We start from the raw sequence: 16,549 nt of genomic DNA, 5'->3' as shown, positions 1-16,549 counted from the left end.
TTTCGCCCCGTCGAGGCACGACCGGCCAACCGGACCAGGGTACCTCGTTTCGAGATACACCTCGAATCGAGGTACTTCTGTCACAATGGTCCGATGTTGGAACTGACCATCCTCGGTTTCTTGTCCGAGGGCCCCCTCCATGGCTACGAGCTCAAACGCCGCGTGATCCAGTTGACCGGATACGCGCGGCCGGTGAGCGACGGAACCCTGTATCCGGCGATCAAACGCATGGAGCGCGACGGTCTGTTGGAACGCAAAGCCGAGCCAGGCGCCGGCCCGGCACGTTATGTCCTGACCATCACTGCCACAGGGCACAACGAGCTCCTCGAACGTCTTCGAAATCCTGCCCCAGGCGAGATCTCCGACTTCTCACGGTTCATCGTGGTGCTGACGTTCCTGTCCTTGCTTCCCGAAACCGAGGATCAGCACGATGTGCTCCGGCGCCGGCTCGAGTTCTTGGAACAGCCTGCAAGTTTCTTCTACGAGGGCGAACGCACGCTCCAGGCGGAAGATGTCGCCGACGTCTACCGGCAGGGCATCCTGCTGATCGCGCGCGAGACGAGCAGGGCCGAGCGCGCGTGGCTCGGCTCCACCATTGCCGACTCGTCGGGGACCGACTGACGAAAGACCCTCACAGCCACCGAGGTGGTTCGACGTCCTCTCCGACGATCGATACCGCGATCGCTCCGCGCCCTGCCGCCCACCTGGTGACAGCCGGCAGCGAACCGCGAACAGTCGTGGTGACCGCAGAGCCGGGCGCTACCTCGACCCGTTCGTCCCCGTCGACCGACAACGCCAGCCCACCGCCCTCCCCCTTCTTGCGCCACATCCCGACGATGTCGGAGAGCAACCCTTCGTCGACAATCTCGGGGAAGTCCGCGAACCGCCCACCGTTGCCGAGGTCCACAGCATGGATCCACACCTCGCGCGTGCGCATCCATATCGTCTCCGAGGAGGGCACAGTTCGTCCCTGCGCAGTCCGGACCTCGGCATCCCACGCCGAGACCGGGAGGTTTCTCCACTTCTCGTCGAGACGAGCGACGGTGTGGTCGAACAGATTTCGTATCGCGGCCGGAGACAGAGTTGCCCCTTCGTCGATTTCCCGCCCACGCTGCTCGGTCGATTCGTACATCGGCGTCTCGATACCGGACGCCGCCCAATCCATCAGGCGACACAGCGCAGCGGCGTTGTATCCGACATGTGCCACAAGGTGCCGCCTCGTCCAACCGGACAACAGCGTCGGCTCGTCGAGCTCGGCGTCGGTCAGTTCCGACAGCCGTTGCGCGAAGTAGGACGTTCCCCGGCGAACGACGAGAAGCCGATCCTCGATGCTGGATTCGTGAAAACTCACGTCGAACGCTCTACTTGACGATGGTCTTGTTGCGAACGGAGCCCAAGCCCTCGATCGACACCTCGACGGTCTGACCGTCCTGGATGTAAACCCCGGGCTTGCGGGCGTGTCCCACGCCGCCCGGTGTGCCGGTGATGACGACATCGCCCGGCTGCAAAGTAACAATGTGAGAGATGTACTCGACCAGTTTCGCCGGGTCGAACACCAGATCGTCGGTCGTGGTGGTCTGCATCGTCTGCCCATCGAGTGTTGTTTCGAGCTTTCCGCCGAACACGTACGAATCCGTTGTAGTCAGAAACGGCCCGAATCCGCTGGTCTTCTCGAACGTCTTTCCCTGATCCCACTGCAAGGTGCGGTACTGATAGTCACGCATCGTGTAGTCGTTCATGACCGAATAGCCGGCGATGTATTCCTCGGCGTTCGCCTCGGAAACCTGATAAGCCTGCTTCCCGACGACGAAGGCCAGTTCACCCTCCCAGTCGAGCTGCTCCGCGGCGTAGGCAGGTACCACGACGTCGTCGTAGGGGCCCGTCAGCGCCTCCCGGAACTTGGTGAACAGAGTCGGGTATTCGGGGAGCTCGCGACCCATCTCCTTGATGTGATTGGCGTAGTTCAGTCCGACACAGACGATCTTGCCCGGACGAGGAACCACAGGGGCGTAGTCGGCGTCGGACAAGTCGACCTGCTCACCGGATGCCTTCTCCGCAATCTCACGCCAGGCAGAATCTTCGAGGAGGGCGGTCAGATCGATATACCCGTCGATGACGGTTGCCGACGTGTCGTTGTCGACCCGTACCGCGGTCGTGGTGCCGTTTCGGCGCAGCGTAGCGAGTTTCATTTCGGTTCAAGCTCCTTCGGAAACGATTGTGCGAGCAAAATGCAGCTTTTCGACGATCGGCGCATCCGAGAAGGCGAACAGGTCGAATTGGGTGTCCGCTTCGATCGACCACTCGGTCCATGAGGGAACGACGATCATGTCACCGGTATCGACCGGCTTGCTGTCGCCGTTCAGCACGAAGCGACCACTGCCCTCGAAAACTTGGTAGACGGTGGAGCCGACATCGCGGCGCGGTCGGGTATGAGCGCCTTCCCTCAAACGATGGAATTCGGCGCGAATCGTCGGCATGACGTCCCCACCTGTCGTCGGATTGGTGTAGCGAACGGCCGCGTGACCGGGTTCCGTTGTGGCTGCGAAACCCTCGTCTTCGAGATCGAGTTGCGCCTTCAGCGCCGCATCGGTGTACTCCCAACGATATGCCGCGATCGGTGAGCTCGACTTGGCATCCAGCCCGACGAGCGGACGAAGACCCGGATGGGCCCACAAACGCTCCGAACGCGAGATATCGGGGGTCGAGTCGTCGGTGACGTTCTCGGACCCGAACTCGAAGAATCCGGTGTCCGTGTAATGAACGAACGGGATGTCGAGCCCGTCGATCCAGGCCATGGGCTGGTCGGTCTCGTTGTGGTGGCCGTGGAAGTTCCAACCGGGGGTGAGCAGGAAGTCACCTCGCCGCATGGCTACCGGGTCGCCGTTCACGACGGTCCAGACTCCCTCCCCCTCCACGACGAAGCGGAACGCGTTCTGTGCGTGACGATGCTCGGGCGCAACTTCTTTGGGCCCCAGATACTGAATGGCCGCCCACAACGTCGGGGTTATGTACGGAACGCCCGACAGTCCTGGATTCGCCAGAGCTATGGCTCGACGTTCCCCACCGCGTCCGACCGGCACGAGGTCGCCTGCGCGCTGCGCAAGCGGGTACAGGTTCGACCACTTCCACACGTAGGGAATCGCTTTGGACTTCGGCGTCATGGGCATGAGATCACCGAGTTGAGTCCACAGGGGCATGAGATTCTCGGTCTCGAAATCCCGGTAGAGCTGATCGAGTGCCGGATCTTCGGGCTGTACGTCGGTGTCGTTCATCGGTTTCCCTCCTGGTCTGCAGCGAGGCGAGCACGTATATCGTCCCGCATCGCTTTCTTGTCCAGCTTTCCTACTTTGGTGGTGGGAATGGCGTCGACGACGATCAACTTCTCGGGCAGCTTGAACCGCGCGACGCCCGCTGCGTTCATCACACGGATCACATCGTCGAGCTCGACCCCCTTCCCGGGGGTGACGGATACGTAGAGACACAGTCTCTCGCCGAGTTTCGGGTCCGGCATCGCGACGGCGGCCGCCATCTCGATGCCGTCGACCTGGTAGGCGAAGTTCTCGATCTCCTCCGCGGAGATCTTCTCGCCACCGCGGTTGATCATGTCCTTGTCGCGGCCGGCGACGATCAGGTTGCCGTCCGGTCTCCTCACCACGATGTCACCGCTGCCGTACCACCCGTCCGGGGTGAATGCCCGGGCATTGTGCTCGGGTGCGCGGAAGTACCCACGCGGCGTGTACGGGCCTCGGGTCAGGAGCGCGCCGGGTACGCCGTCCTCCACCGGTTCTCCCTGCTCGTCGACGACAGAGATCTCGTCGGCCTCGCTCACCGGCCGCCCTTGAGTGTTGGTGATGACCTCCAGGTCGTCGTCCAATCGTGTCATGTTGATCAGACCTTCGGCCATGCCGAACACCTGCTGCAGACGCGCACCGAGCACCGGTTCGACCCGCGCCGCCAGTTCGTCCGGCATTCTCGAACCACCGACCTGAAGCACTTTCAGACTCGAGCCCGTCAGGGTGTGATGCTCACGTTGATGCTCGATCCAGGACTGAGCCACGGCAGGGACAACGGTCGCTACCGTGACGGCCTCGCTGTCGATCGCTGCGAGCGCCCGGTCGGGACGGGCCGACGGCAGCATCACCGTCCGACCACCCGCGAACAGCGTTCCAAGGATTCCGGGGCACGCGAGGGGAAAGTTGTGGCTACTCGGTAGCGCACCCAGATACACACTGTCCGAGGTAATTTCGGTTACTGCGTTGCATCGGATGATGTTGTACGCATAGTCGTCGTGGGTGCGAACGATGAGCTTGGGGAGACCGGTTGTGCCTCCGGACAGGAGAAAACATGCCACATCCTCACCCGTAGGCTCGTACTCTTTCTCGTCGAATGTGGGGACTGTCTCTGCGGCCTCGGCAAGACTGTGTTCTGGGGTCGCTATGGGGCCGGCAGAGAGCTCTCCGTGAACCAGGACGGTCTTGACGGTCGGTACTTCCGCCGCCACCTCCTGCGCGGTCGTTCGCAGATCGGTGTCCTTGTCGGTATCAGCCACCACGATGGCAACTGCCTCCGACAAGGCAGCGAGATGCGTCAGTTCGTGACGTCGGTGTGCGGGCAGAGCCATCACCGGCACGACACCGATCCGAAAACACCCCAGTGTGAGGGCGACGAACTCCCATGAATTGGGGAGCTGAAGCACAATTCGGTCGGCGGGTTCGATGCCCAGATCGAGCAGGTTCTGTGCGAACCCCGCTGCTTTGTCCCACAGTCCACGGTAGGTCAACCTGGTCGAACCGTCGACGAGTGCCTCGGCATCGGGGGCAGAGTGCACTCGCTCGGCTACGTAGGATCCGAGCGAGCGTCCCTGCCAGTAACCCGCTGCCCGGTAGTGCTCGGTCACGTCCTCGGGCCACGGCACCACGCCGTCGATGGTCAGTGCCGCCCTGGTACTCATCACCGAACTCCTTCAGTAGCAGTGCGAGACGATCCGACAACCACGGCGTCGAGCGCAATCAAACCGTCCACGGTGAGACGTAGCGGGTTTATCTCCAGATCGTCTATTTCTTCGTGCTCGACCAGATAGCTTGCAAGAGCTACTGCAGCGCGTCCGAACTCGTCTCGGTCCAGGCTCGGACCACCACGCCATCCGTGCAGAAGCGCGGAGGTTCGGAGATCGTCGAGCATGGTTGTCGCAGCAGCCAAGGTGACATCGCCGCTGCGGATCGCGACGTCGCCGATCGCTTCGGCCGCGGTACCACCCAGACCGGCGACCACGATGGGTCCGAAGACCGCGTCTCGCCGGACGCCCAGAAACAGGTCGACGCCGGGACCAGCCATACTTTCCACGAGATAAGCCGGCGCACCGATCGCATCGAGTGCATCGAGTGCTGTATCGAGTTCCGCTTCAGTTCGGATGAACAGGTGTACTCCCCCGATTTCGGTCTTGTGGAGCACAGCTGCGTCGAGGATCTTGACCGCAACAGGCTGTTCGAGTTCGTCGAACGCCCGATGTGCATCGGAGCGTGTACGGACCACACGCCGGTCCGGTGTCCGAATCCCCAACGCGTCCAACAAATCTTTGCCTGCTGCTTCGTCGACCGGTAGCTCGAGGGCAGGGGCGTTCGCAGTGCGTGAGGACGTCCCTCCGAGTCGGCCGTGCCGGATTTTTGCATCGTCGACCAGTGCACGAACACCGTTGGCGAGCGATGTCGGGCTGCCGAGAACTGGCAGACCGAGCTCCGCTGCCGACGTGGTAGCCGAGGAGACAGCGTCACCTGGTCCGCCGATCCCGAGGACCACAGGCAAGGTCGCGTGTACGCCGGACTCGTCCACTGCCGAAGCCAGGTCGATCGCGTCGGGCTCCGCCAGCGCGTACACCGCGAGAGCGTCGACCTGCGGATCGCTCGCCGTCGCACGAAGTACCGCAGCGAACGTGTCCGCCGGCCGTCCGGTGTCCACCGGGTTCGCCTGATAGGTAAGGGGAGGCAATAGATCGGACAGCACTGCTTGCGTCGAATCCGCGAGGGTCGGAACGTTCGCACAGCCCCCGAGCAATGCGTCGAGAACCATGAGACCTGGGCCTGCCTGTGCCGTCACCAGGCCGATGCCGGGAGATGCCGACGCCGGAAGGCGGGTTCGACTCAGGACCGCCAGGGCGTCGACCAGATGATGTTCGTCGTCGACGACCACGGCCCCTGCCTCGGTCAGCAATGCGCGAGTGGTGCGCCAGGAGGTGGCGAGCGCTCCTGTGTGGGATTCGGAGAACGCCGAGACGTCGCTTCGTCCGACGACGATGGCGACGATCGGCTTGACGGCACTCACGTCGCGGATAGCGGAGAGCAACGCACGTCCATCCTCGACCGACTCGACGTGCAGGGCTATTGCCGTGATCGACTCGTCGTGCTGCAGGTATCGCAACACATCGACGTTGGTGACATCGACGCTGTTTCCCAGTCCGACCCCGAGTCCGACGCCGACGCCGCTCTCCGAGAGCAGGAAGGAGAGCGCGTGATTCATGCCTCCGCTCGCGGCAACGACGGCGACGGTGCCGCTGGAGATGTGCTCGACAGTCGGAACGAAACTAACCGTGGTCTCTTGCGGGCGGAAGAAGCCAGATGTGTTCGGCCCCAGAAGGCGAATGCCTGTCTCGGCGGTGATCGATGCGAGGCGGTTCTGAAGTTCGACGCCCTGCTCGCCTGCCTCGGCGAACCCTCCGGAGCAAATCAGAGCTGCCCGAACTCCGCACGCGGCCGCGTCCCTCAGCGCAACCGGTGTTGCTGCGGCGGGGATACACAACACGGCCAAGTCGATCGGAGCGCCGTGTGCGTCGGTGGCTGCCTCGATCGAGGTGTGAAAGCCGTCATCGGCGCCACGCGGGTTGATACCGAAAGTCGCGATGGACCCGTCGCCTCCCCTGCCGATGGCGTCGAGCATCACCGAGCCAAGTTTCCCCGGTGTCGTCGACGCACCGAACACTGCGATGGAGGACGGGCGAAACATGGGATCGAGATTCCCTGCGCCGCGGCCGGCGTTCTCGGCCGTCGGCGTGCTCTGCAGTACGGTCACTTCGAGACCTCCGTTGTCGTGGTGGCGGTGTCGTCCACAGACCCCTTCTCGAAGGCGACCGCGTCGGCTCGTCCGGACAGAACGAGAGTGGCAGCGCAGTCCCGTTCGTCGACCGCGCGACGCGCTCGCACGGACGTCTCACGGTCGACGACGATCGCCGAGAGATGATGATGCAGGCGAACGTACTCGGCGGCGAGTACACGCGAGAGTTCGGTTCCATGACGGATGATCACGGCACCTGCACCAGCGGCGCACAGCGAATCGAGGCGCGACACCGAGTCGGCATCCAGGCTCGTGCGGTCGGAGTCGGAAGCCGAGTACACAGGCAGCGCGTCGGAGACACTGATTCCGTCCGTCAGACGTACCGAATCCAGGGTGTTCGCGGGGGCGAGTTTCAGCAATCGTGAGCGGAACTCCACGGCGCCGATTTTCAGCGGAGTCTCGAGCGGTGCCGCCCCGTTCTGCTCGTGCCAGGACCGTTCCGCGTCCTCGACGAAACGGGGGTCACGAACGCGAGTCTTCTCCGCGGAGATGGACCGAGTGAAGAAGTGGAAGCCGAACTGCCAAGGCTCCAACTCCTGGTAGTACTCGCCGAAATGATCCCACCAAGCGAGACTCGGAACAGAGGAATTCTGAACCTTCGCAACCTGCGGCTTGCGAATCTGTTCGAACTTCTGGAGGGCGCTGTCCAGATCGGACGAAGCTTCCGCCACGGTTTGCGCGAGAACCGCTGCGTCCTCCATCGCCATCTTCGTTCCCGATCCGACCGAGAAGTGGGCGGTATGCATTGCGTCACCGAGAAAGACGACCGGGGTCCCCCGATCGGTGTGGGTGTGCCAGCTGTCGGTCCGGCGAGTTCGGAAGTTGGACCAGCGCGAATTGTTGGCAACCAGGTTCGCACCGTCGATCTGGTCCGCGAAAAGTTCTTCGAGGTAGCGCTGCGTCACCAGATCCGACTGCCCGGGTGGCAACGTCATGTCGAAGCCGTCGAGACCGGCTCTACGCCAGGTCTCTTCGTCGGTTTCGACGATGAATGTGCTCAGTTCCGAACCGATAGGGTATGCGTGCACAGCGAAATTGCCATGCTCGGACTGCTTGTGGAGGAACGTCAGACCGTCGAACTGGTACGTCGTTCCGAACCAGATGAACTTCACTGCGGCTTCCTCGACCGAGTGCCCTAGCTCGCCGGAAAACGACTCCCGCGATGCCGAGTTGGTTCCGTCTGCCGCAACGATCAGGTCGTAGTCTCCGGTGGCGTCGAGTGCCAGGACCGACGTATCGACCGAATAGTGCAGCCTGGCACCCAATTCGGCGGCGCGACCCCGGAGCGCGCCGAGAAGAACTCGTCGGTGCACCGCCGACATGCCATTTCCGCCTGCAGCGGTGATGTTGTCGTGAGCGTGCACCGCGATGCTCTCCCAGTGCCGGCCGCGCTCGGCCAACGTATCCCTGAGAATCGGATCGACCCGGTCGATGTTGTCGAGGGTCGCGTCGGAGAACACGACGCCGAAACCGAAGACGTCACTTTCCAGGTTTCGTTCGAAAACGTCGACGGTCGCGGCGGGGATGCTGTGCGCCAGGGCAATTGAGGTGAACAGGCCACCCGGCCCACCACCGATGCATGCAATGCGCAAAGGTGTGGCGGCGGAATCCTGCTGTTGTTCTGGGATTGACATCGATGTCGGCCCCTAGCGTGGAAGGCGGGCCCGGATCTCGGGCGAACGTGAGACAATTGTGTGTCATCTTGATGCTCGAAGTCAATAAATCTGTTACATGTTTTTGGATTGTTCGGCATCCACTGCAACTTCTCCCGCTGTCCGAAGAACGAACTCCTCCGCACTCGGCCGCAGTTCGTCGTGACACTCGGTGAAGACCTCGTGAGCGACACGCCCACGCCACCCGGGAGGAAGCAGAGCGTCCGGGAGGTCCGGATCCCGGAAGGGGTACCGACGGTAGCTCTGAACCAGCTTCATCCGCTCGACCAGAGCATCCTCACCGGCAAGACCACGACGAAAGCCGGCCAGTCGCGGCTGGAATTCCTCGATGAAAGACTGATACTCGACACCGAGTTCGGCGAGGTCCCAACACCGCTCCGCAATGGAGCGATCGCTGGTCAAGCCGCTGCTGTGGCTTCGAAGGAACTGGATTCTCAGTTCGTCCTCACCGCTGAGCATCTCTCGGAGTCGCTTCTCCCTGTCATGGGGCGAGAACCAGGTGGCACTGCCGTAGGCACCGAAGCCATACCAGTTCAGCGCAGTTTCGATCCGCTTGCGCTGCTCGCGATCGAGTCCATCCTCGTCGACGAGAGCCTGCGTCCAGCTTCGATCCCACTCGTCGAAGTGTCTCTCGAAGATTCGGGCTCGGCCGTCGTCCAGGAGTCGCCAGCTCTTCTCGTTGAGCAGATAGGAGACCTCGCGCCCACTTTTCGTGGAGTCGAACCACCCTTCTTTACGCAGACGCGCCATCACCACCCGCACCGTTGCGGACTCGACGCCGAAGACCGCCATCAGTTCGGTGAGAGTCCCGAGCTTCGCCGCACCACCCGTATACCGGAAGTACTCTCCATACAGGTCGAACACCAGCGCACGTGGCCTCATCGGAGCCTCCTTCACGAACGTCAGCCAGCGACCGACTCTAAATGTGTCATTTCTATTGACTTTCACCTACATCATGACACATAGTGACTGTAGTCACTATGTGAAATAGCCCTCTGATTCGACCGCGAACCCGCCACACAGCGTCGACTCCAGTCTCTCGAACACCATCATCGGAGGAACAAGGTGAATCCCCTGGCCGCGTCGAGTAGCACCGCATCGCGCGCTCGCCGCTCCAGTTCGACCGTCGTAGCGCTCTGCTTCGTGATCATCGTCTTCGACGGCTACGACCTCGTCGTGTACGGAACAACAGTTCCGTCTCTTCTCGCCTACCAGCAGTGGGAGCTCACTCCGGGCCAAGTCGGGACCATCGGTAGTTACGCATTGGTCGGCATGCTTCTGGGCGCGCTCCTCTCAGGATGGCTAGCACCGCGAGTCGGCGCACGAGCCATAGTTCTGACGTCGCTTGTCTCGTTTTCCGTTCTCATGGGCTTGACCGCACTCGCACCGAACCCGGAAATCTTCGGCCTGCTCCGATTCCTGGGGGGTTTGGGGCTGGGCGGGGTCGTTCCCACCGTGATCGCCCTGACGGTCGAATACTCACCACCTGCGCGTCGACAGTTCAACAATGCACTCATGTACAGCGGCTACTCCGTAGGAGGCGTGCTGGCCGCGTTGGCCGCCATCGCGCTGCTACCCGACGCAAGCTTCCGCGTCATGTATGCAATCGGCCTACTTCCCCTCGTCACGATCGTTCCGCTCGCGTGGCGGTATTTGCCCGAGTCGGTGGCCTTCTTGGTCGGGAAGGGCCGAGCGGACGAGGCGAAAGCCCTGGCCGACAGATTCGGCATCGCTACACCGCCCGAGAAGACACCGGACGCACGAGGAAGCATGGCGTCACTGGTCACGGGACCACGCGCACTGCCGTTGCTCCTTCTCGTGATTGCCTCGTTCTGTGGCCTGTTGCTCGTCTACGGAGTCAACACATGGCTACCCAACATCATGAGACAGGCCGGATACTCGCTCGGAAGTTCGCTCAGCTTCCTCCTGGTGCTGAACATCGGCGCTATCGCCGGCGCCTTGACCGCCTCACGGGTTGCCGATCGATTCGGAAGCAAGCCGGTCACCGTGGTCTCGTTTCTCCTCGCAGTACTGGCGATCCTGGCCCTGGGACTCGGCCTTCCTCTCTACGGTGCGATGATCGTCGTTGCGGTGGCCGGTCTCGGAACCGTCGGTACGCAAATCCTCGTGAACGGTTACGTCGCAACCTTCTTCGGCGCCCGCGACAGGACGTCGGCCCTGGGACTGTCGCTTGGACTCGGTCGCGTGGGCGCGATATTCGGTCCCATCCTCGGCGGCTGGATCGCATCCTCCACACTCGGCGTCGAATGGAACTTCTACACGTTCGCCGTGTTCGCCGGAATCGGTTGCATAGCAGTATCTCTCGTCAACAACAAACGATCCGCCACCGACGCGCAGGACGAACCGCGCGTCGACCACCCGACATCCGCACATCAGTCGACCACTCCCCGAGTCGTCACCGAACCGAAAGAAGCTCATTCGTGACCACAACAGTGACCGCTGCCGTAGCCCGCTCCACGGGTGAACCGCTCACCATCGAATCCCTTCAGCTCGACGAGTTGCGCCCCAACGAGGTCCGAGTACGGATCGTCGCATCAGGTGTGTGCCACACCGACGCGATTGTTCGCGACGGAATCTATCCCACCCCACTGCCTGCGGTTCTGGGACACGAAGGCGCGGGTGTCGTCGAAGGGATCGGCTCGGACATCACCACAGTCGAGGTCGGGGATCACGTCGTACTTTCCGCTGCCTACTGCGGTAAGTGCGTGCAATGCCGGTCGGGCAGAGTTGCGTACTGCGAGAATCTGTTCGCGGAGGATTTCGGGGGTGCGCGCCACGACGGGTCCACCTCCCTGTCGGACGGTAACGGCGCGATCTCGTCGCACTTCTTCGGGCAGTCCGCCTTCTCCACCTACGCCAACGTGGTCGAGACCAGCGTGATCAAGGTCGACAAAAAGGCGCCGCTGGAGACAATCGCTCCACTCGGCTGCGGGCTACAGACCGGCGCCGGAGCGATCCTCAACGATCTTCGTCCGGCACCGGGAACGTCCATAGCGGTATTCGGCACCGGTGCCGTCGGCTCTGCCGCAATCATGGCTGCACAGATCGCAGGATGCACCACCATCGTCGCAGTCGATCTCCACGATTCTCGTCTCGAGCTGGCCGAAACTATCGGGGCCACACACACGATCAACGGTCGGACTGCTGACGTGGTTGCCGAACTCGACCAAATCACCGGCGGAAAGGGACTGGACTTCGCTCTCGACACCACTGCCGTTCCCGCTGTTCTCCAGCAGGCCGCAGCCTCACTGGGAATCGGCGGGACCGTTGCGCTCGTCGGCGCAGCAGCACCTGGTACGGACGTCACCTTCGAGATCGGTGCTTCGCTCGTGAAGGGCTGGACGTTCAAAACGATCATCCAGGGAAGTTCGGTGCCTCAGCAGTTCATTCCTCGCCTCGTCCTTCTGTGGGAGCAAGGCCGATTCCCTTTCGACAAGCTCATCAAGAACTACGAACTCGACGACATCAACACCGCTTTCGCGGACTCCGAGAACGGCTCGACCATCAAACCGGTCGTTGTCTTCTGAAGTTCCTTTCACCGCTACTCACTCGTTCACGAGCGTCACAACAAGGAGAAAGCCAATGACCACAACGAACGACCTCTTGTCCGTAGGCCACCTCATCGGCCATGAGCTCACCACCGCCGACACCTACGACAACGTCGTAGATCCAGGCCGGTTGAGCGACGTCGTCGCTCGCGTTGCCGTCGGCACCCCCGCAGATGTCAACCGAGCGGTCGAGGTCGCGCACGAGGCTTTCACTGCGTGGAAGAACGTGGCCCCCGCGGAGCGGGCACGACTGCTTCTCGAGATCGCGGACGTGCTGGCAGCTTCGGGTGAGGACCTCGCTCCCCTGCTCGTCCGCGAGCACGGCGGCGTCCTCTGGGAAGCTCAGACCGACTTCGGCCTCGGCACCGGCGTACTTCAGCACACCGCGAGCCTGGTCGAGTCGTTCTTCGAGCCGGTTCAGTACGACGACGATCAGAGTTTCATCAGCGTCGAGCGCGTTCCTCGCGGAGTCGTGGGCGCGGTCGTTCCGTGGAACATGCCGGTCGTGTTGACCATGATGAAGCTGGCACCAGCTCTCGCAACGGGCAACACGATCGTCATCAAGCCTTCGCCGTTCGCGCCCGCCGCGCTCACGCTGGCCCTGCACCGCATGGCGCAGAAGCTACCCGCAGGCGTCATCAATGTCGTGCATGGCAATTCCGATGTCGGCCAGGCACTGACGTCGCATCCGCTCGTACGCAAGATCGGGTTCACCGGAGGCACGGCCACCGCACGACAGGTCATGGCGGCAGCGTCCGGCACCATCAAGAACCTGACGCTCGAGCTGGGTGGCAACGATCCTGCGATCGTGCTCGACGACGTCGACATCGACGCTGCGCTCGATCGGATGCTGAAAGGTGTCTTCACGCGCTCGGGCCAGATCTGCTTCGCAGTCAAGCGCGTCTACGTTCCGCGCGCTCTCTACGGAACGTTCGCCGACGCATTCACCGAGAGGGTCGATCAGTACGCGGTGGGACACGGTCTCGACGAGAACGCGAGCTTCGGGCCTCTGAACAACAAGACCCAGTTCGACTCGGTCAACGCGCTCATCGAGGGGACCAAGAATTCCTCGGCGAAGATCGTTCAGCTCGGCCGCAAACTGGACTCCGCTGCCGACGGCTACTACGTACTTCCGCACGTGGTGCGCGATGTGGAACACTCCGCACCGATCAGCAGCTGCGAGCAGTTCGGCCCGGTGATCCCACTGATTGCATACGACGACGAGGACCAGGTCGTCGACTGGGCAAACGATTCCGAGTACGGGCTCGGCTCCTCGGTGTGGACCACCGACGGCGACCGTGGACTCGCGATGGCGCGCCGCATCGAGGCCGGCAGCACGTTCATCAACACACATGCCTTCGAATCACTCGATCTCAGAATGCCTTTCGGTGGTGTCAAGCAAAGCGGCATCGGTCGCGAATTCGGCGAAGCAGGCATGCGCGAATACGTCGACGAGCACTCCATCCGATTGCTCAAGTGACATCAACCGACCACCTCGAACCCTGGAGCATGGATTCGCATGACGCAGACAGATTCGGCTGCACCTGACATCACCACCGACACCGTCGTCGCCGACGACGGTACGGAATTGGGAGTGCATCGGCTGGGGTCCGGCTCCCCGGTCGTGGTCGTGCACGGCAGCATCTCCACAGCACAGTCATGGATGCCGGTGGCCACGTTGCTCGCCGCCGATCACTCGGTCTTCGTTCTTGATCGTCGTGGGCGTGGATCGAGCGGGGACGCGGACGAGTACACCCTCGGGACGGAAGCCGCCGACATCATCGCGGTTGTGAAGCGGGCGCAGCAGGAGACCGGTGCAGTTCCTGCATTGGTCGGCCATTCGTACGGCGCGATCTGCGCCCTACACGCCGTTCGAGCAGGCGCTGATGTCGCGTCGCTCGCGTTGTACGAACCACCGCTGCCGGTCGACGGCCCAGTGGCAGGCGAGCACCTTGCGCCGTACGCAGCAGCGATTGCCGCATCGGACAACGATGCTGCAATTCGGATCGCCATGGAACACTTCATTCGCGTTTCCAGCGATGAAACCGAGGCGCTTGCCGCCACTCCGTTGTGGGGTCAGTTCCTGGAATTGGCACCGACGTGGACTCGGGAACTCGCGGAGATCGACGTCAGTGTGGGCGTACTGCCGGAATACGGTGCTCTGACCGTCAGAACGTTGCTGCTCGTCGGCAGTGAAAGCCCTGCGCATCTCGTCGGTGCCACGGCGTATCTCGAATCGGCACTTCCGGAGTCGACGAAACACGTCCTGTCGGGGCAAGCGCACTTCGCCAATCTCGGCGATCCAGGTGCGGTCGCGACAGCGATCCACTCCTTTGTGAACCAGTAGCTGGCGAGACACGGAGATACCCCTGCACCTCTCGAGGTGCAGGGGTATCTCCGTGAAACGTCGAGAGTGACTCGAGGTCGCCGACGCTACTTCGACAAGGCGTCCGCGATGGTGACGACGCGTTGGGTCATGTGTTCGAGCGCCGCGCTGGTTGCATCGTCGAGTTCGTTCTGGTTGTTCGGTCCGGTGATGTGGCTGACACCGTAGGGATTTCCGTCAGCGAACTTCAGGCCGTCGGTGTAGCCCGGAGGCACGAGAACGCCACCGAAGTGCATCAGTGACGTGTACAGGCCGATCAACGTCGTCTCCTGACCGCCGTGCGCGGTCTGACTCGAGGTGAAAGCCGCGTATGCCTTGTTCGCGAGTTGCCCCTTGGCCCAGAAACCGCCGAGCGAATCCATGAACGTCTGAAACGGTGCAGCCGTACTGCCGAAACGCGTGGGTGATCCGAATATCACTGCATCTGCCCAGACGATGTCGTCACCGCTCGCCGCGGGAAGATCCTTGGTTGCCTCGTAGTTGGCCGACCACGCCGGATTCTCGGCGAATGTACTGGGGTCCCTCGTCTCGGCTATGTGCCGGACCCGAACTTCCGCGCCGGCCGCAGTAGCAGCCTCTGCGACCTTGTTCGCCATGACCGTTCCGTGGCCGGTAGACGAGTAGTAAATTACTGCAAGTTTCGTCATGTCTCTGCCTTCCTGATTGCGGTGAACTGCACTCGTGCGATCACGTACCCGTCTGGACCGAGTTGCAATCGGAGCGATCAGAGTTCGATCACCGATCGCAGGACCGTGCCCTTGTGCATCTTGTCGAACGCAGCCTCGATGTCCTCGATCCCGATCCGCTCGGTCACGAACTTCTCCAACGGCAACCGACCCTGCTCGTACAAATCCACCAACAACGGAAAATCACGCTCCGGCAAGCAATCGCCATACCACGACGACTTGAGCGACCCACCACGCGAAAAGAAATCGATCAACGGCATCTCGAGCGTCATCTCCGGCGTCGGAACCCCCACCAACACCACCGTCCCGGCAAGATCACGGGCATAGAACGCCTGCTTCCACGTCTCCGGACGCCCCACCGCATCGATCACCACATCCGCACCGAACCCACCGGTCAGCTCCTGCACCGCCTCCACCGCATCGACCACCGACGCATCGACGGTGTGCGTGGCACCGAGATCCTTGGCCCACTCGAGCTTGCCCTTGTCCCGATCGACCGCAATGATCGTCGTCGCCCCCGCAAGACGAGCGCCCGCGATCGCCGCATCACCGACACCACCACACCCGATCACCGCCACCGAATCACCACGCGAGACATTGCCGGTGTTCATCGCCGCACCCAGACCAGCCATCACACCGCACCCCAGCAGACCCACCACCGCAGGATCGGACTCCGGATTCACCTTCGTGCACTGACCCTCGTGCACCAACGTCTTGTCCGCGAACGCACCGATACCCAACGCCGGCGAAAGCTCCGTGCCATCGGCCAGGGTCATCTTCTTCGACGCATTGTGCGTATCGAAGCAGTACCACGGCTTGCCCTTCTTGCACGCCCGACACTCACCACACACCGCACGCCAGTTCAACACCACGACATCGCCGACCTCGACATGCGTCACCGCATCCCCGACCGACTCCACCGTCCCGGCAGCCTCGTGGCCGAGCAGAAACGGGAACTCGTCGTTGATGCCACCCTCGCGATAATGCAGATCGGTATGACAGACCCCACACGCGGCGATCCTCACCACGACATCGTTGGGACCAGGATCAGGAATAGTGACCTGCTCGATCGAGACCGGCTCACCCTTCGCCTTCGCGACCACGGCACGCACTGTTTGCGGCATCGAATCT

General features: G+C 62.4%; 14 protein-coding genes. 5 read left to right on the top strand and 9 right to left on the bottom strand.

Going from position 1 to position 16,549, the window contains the following annotated elements:
• The first annotated feature begins 93 nt into the window (after positions 1–93).
• The gene (locus ACFULT_RS24805; protein ID WP_094719668.1) at positions 94–621 is read left to right on the top strand and encodes a PadR family transcriptional regulator; all 528 of its coding nucleotides are present in this window, start codon (positions 94–96) and stop codon (positions 619–621) included.
• Between the two features lie 10 nt (positions 622–631).
• On the opposite strand, the gene ACFULT_RS24800 is transcribed toward ACFULT_RS24805, so the two are convergent.
• From ACFULT_RS24800 to ACFULT_RS24770, 7 genes are all read right to left on the bottom strand, one after another.
• On the bottom strand, positions 632–1,351 hold the full coding sequence (locus ACFULT_RS24800) for a maleylpyruvate isomerase family mycothiol-dependent enzyme (protein WP_094719669.1): 720 nt from the start codon (positions 1,349–1,351) through the stop codon (positions 632–634).
• Between the two features lie 10 nt (positions 1,352–1,361).
• Positions 1,362–2,189: a fumarylacetoacetate hydrolase family protein gene (locus ACFULT_RS24795; RefSeq protein WP_378482808.1), complete on the bottom strand. Its 828-nt coding sequence runs from the start codon at positions 2,187–2,189 to the stop codon at positions 1,362–1,364.
• A 6-nt stretch (positions 2,190–2,195) separates the two neighbouring features.
• Positions 2,196–3,272, bottom strand: coding sequence for a cupin domain-containing protein (locus ACFULT_RS24790; protein WP_037112950.1), 1,077 nt, complete (start codon positions 3,270–3,272; stop codon positions 2,196–2,198).
• Positions 3,269–4,951, bottom strand: a complete 1,683-nt coding sequence (locus ACFULT_RS24785; protein ID WP_378482807.1) for a (2,3-dihydroxybenzoyl)adenylate synthase — start codon at positions 4,949–4,951, stop codon at positions 3,269–3,271. The genes ACFULT_RS24790 and ACFULT_RS24785 overlap by 4 nt, the downstream gene beginning before the upstream one ends.
• Positions 4,951–7,062: an acetate--CoA ligase family protein gene (locus ACFULT_RS24780; RefSeq protein WP_378482806.1), complete on the bottom strand. Its 2,112-nt coding sequence runs from the start codon at positions 7,060–7,062 to the stop codon at positions 4,951–4,953. The genes ACFULT_RS24785 and ACFULT_RS24780 overlap by 1 nt, the downstream gene beginning before the upstream one ends.
• Positions 7,059–8,738 carry an FAD-dependent monooxygenase gene (locus tag ACFULT_RS24775; RefSeq protein WP_094719672.1) on the bottom strand — a complete coding sequence of 560 codons (1,680 nt, stop codon included), beginning with the start codon at positions 8,736–8,738 and terminating at the stop codon, positions 7,059–7,061. The genes ACFULT_RS24780 and ACFULT_RS24775 overlap by 4 nt, the downstream gene beginning before the upstream one ends.
• Before the next feature lie 93 nt (positions 8,739–8,831).
• Entirely contained in the window at positions 8,832–9,659 is an 828-nt protein-coding gene (locus ACFULT_RS24770; RefSeq protein ID WP_378482805.1) for a PaaX family transcriptional regulator C-terminal domain-containing protein, read from the bottom strand.
• Positions 9,660–9,842: 183 nt separating this feature from the next.
• On the opposite strand from ACFULT_RS24770, the gene ACFULT_RS24765 reads away from it, so the two are divergent.
• Genes ACFULT_RS24765 through ACFULT_RS24750 form a run of 4 tightly spaced genes read left to right on the top strand, consistent with a single transcriptional unit; the run spans position 9,843 to position 14,693 of the window.
• Positions 9,843–11,222, top strand: coding sequence for an MFS transporter (locus ACFULT_RS24765; RefSeq protein WP_080733073.1), 1,380 nt, complete (start codon positions 9,843–9,845; stop codon positions 11,220–11,222).
• Complete coding sequence (locus ACFULT_RS24760) at positions 11,219–12,325, top strand: NAD(P)-dependent alcohol dehydrogenase (protein WP_378482804.1); 1,107 nt, start codon at positions 11,219–11,221, stop codon at positions 12,323–12,325. The genes ACFULT_RS24765 and ACFULT_RS24760 overlap by 4 nt, the downstream gene beginning before the upstream one ends.
• Positions 12,326–12,380: 55 nt before the next feature.
• Positions 12,381–13,826 (top strand): aldehyde dehydrogenase family protein, encoded by a 1,446-nt coding sequence (locus ACFULT_RS24755; protein ID WP_052059524.1) that lies wholly within the window; start codon positions 12,381–12,383, stop codon positions 13,824–13,826.
• A 39-nt stretch (positions 13,827–13,865) separates the two neighbouring features.
• Positions 13,866–14,693, top strand: a complete 828-nt coding sequence (locus ACFULT_RS24750) for an alpha/beta fold hydrolase (RefSeq protein WP_094719674.1) — start codon at positions 13,866–13,868, stop codon at positions 14,691–14,693.
• Positions 14,694–14,779: 86 nt separating this feature from the next.
• Here the strand turns inward: ACFULT_RS24750 and wrbA are convergent, their stop codons facing one another.
• On the bottom strand, positions 14,780–15,379 hold the full coding sequence (gene wrbA / locus ACFULT_RS24745) for an NAD(P)H:quinone oxidoreductase (protein WP_037112946.1): 600 nt from the start codon (positions 15,377–15,379) through the stop codon (positions 14,780–14,782).
• A 77-nt stretch (positions 15,380–15,456) separates the two neighbouring features.
• Complete coding sequence (locus ACFULT_RS24740; RefSeq protein WP_378482803.1) at positions 15,457–16,542, bottom strand: S-(hydroxymethyl)mycothiol dehydrogenase; 1,086 nt, start codon at positions 16,540–16,542, stop codon at positions 15,457–15,459.
• Between the last annotated feature and the right edge of the window lie 7 nt (positions 16,543–16,549).

This window comes from Rhodococcus sp. NPDC057297 (assembly GCF_042667435.1).
Classification (GTDB): domain Bacteria; phylum Actinomycetota; class Actinomycetes; order Mycobacteriales; family Mycobacteriaceae; genus Rhodococcoides.
This window is presented reverse-complemented; position numbering and strand designations above follow the sequence as displayed.

Bases quoted from the DNA above. Each gene is read 5' to 3' on its own strand.
- ACFULT_RS24785 (WP_378482807.1), bottom strand. From the start codon at position 4,951: ATGAGTACCAGGGCGGCACTGACCATCGACGGCGTGGTGCCGTGGCCC.
- ACFULT_RS24740 (WP_378482803.1), bottom strand. From the start codon at position 16,542: ATGCCGCAAACAGTGCGTGCCGTGGTCGCGAAGGCGAAGGGTGAGCCG.
- ACFULT_RS24790 (WP_037112950.1), bottom strand. From the start codon at position 3,272: ATGAACGACACCGACGTACAGCCCGAAGATCCGGCACTCGATCAGCTC.
- ACFULT_RS24770 (WP_378482805.1), bottom strand. From the start codon at position 9,659: ATGAGGCCACGTGCGCTGGTGTTCGACCTGTATGGAGAGTACTTCCGG.
- ACFULT_RS24805 (WP_094719668.1), top strand. From the start codon at position 94: ATGTTGGAACTGACCATCCTCGGTTTCTTGTCCGAGGGCCCCCTCCAT.
- ACFULT_RS24755 (WP_052059524.1), top strand. From the start codon at position 12,381: ATGACCACAACGAACGACCTCTTGTCCGTAGGCCACCTCATCGGCCAT.
- ACFULT_RS24795 (WP_378482808.1), bottom strand. From the start codon at position 2,189: ATGAAACTCGCTACGCTGCGCCGAAACGGCACCACGACCGCGGTACGG.
- ACFULT_RS24750 (WP_094719674.1), top strand. From the start codon at position 13,866: ATGACGCAGACAGATTCGGCTGCACCTGACATCACCACCGACACCGTC.
- wrbA (WP_037112946.1), bottom strand. From the start codon at position 15,379: ATGACGAAACTTGCAGTAATTTACTACTCGTCTACCGGCCACGGAACG.
- ACFULT_RS24775 (WP_094719672.1), bottom strand. From the start codon at position 8,738: ATGTCAATCCCAGAACAACAGCAGGATTCCGCCGCCACACCTTTGCGC.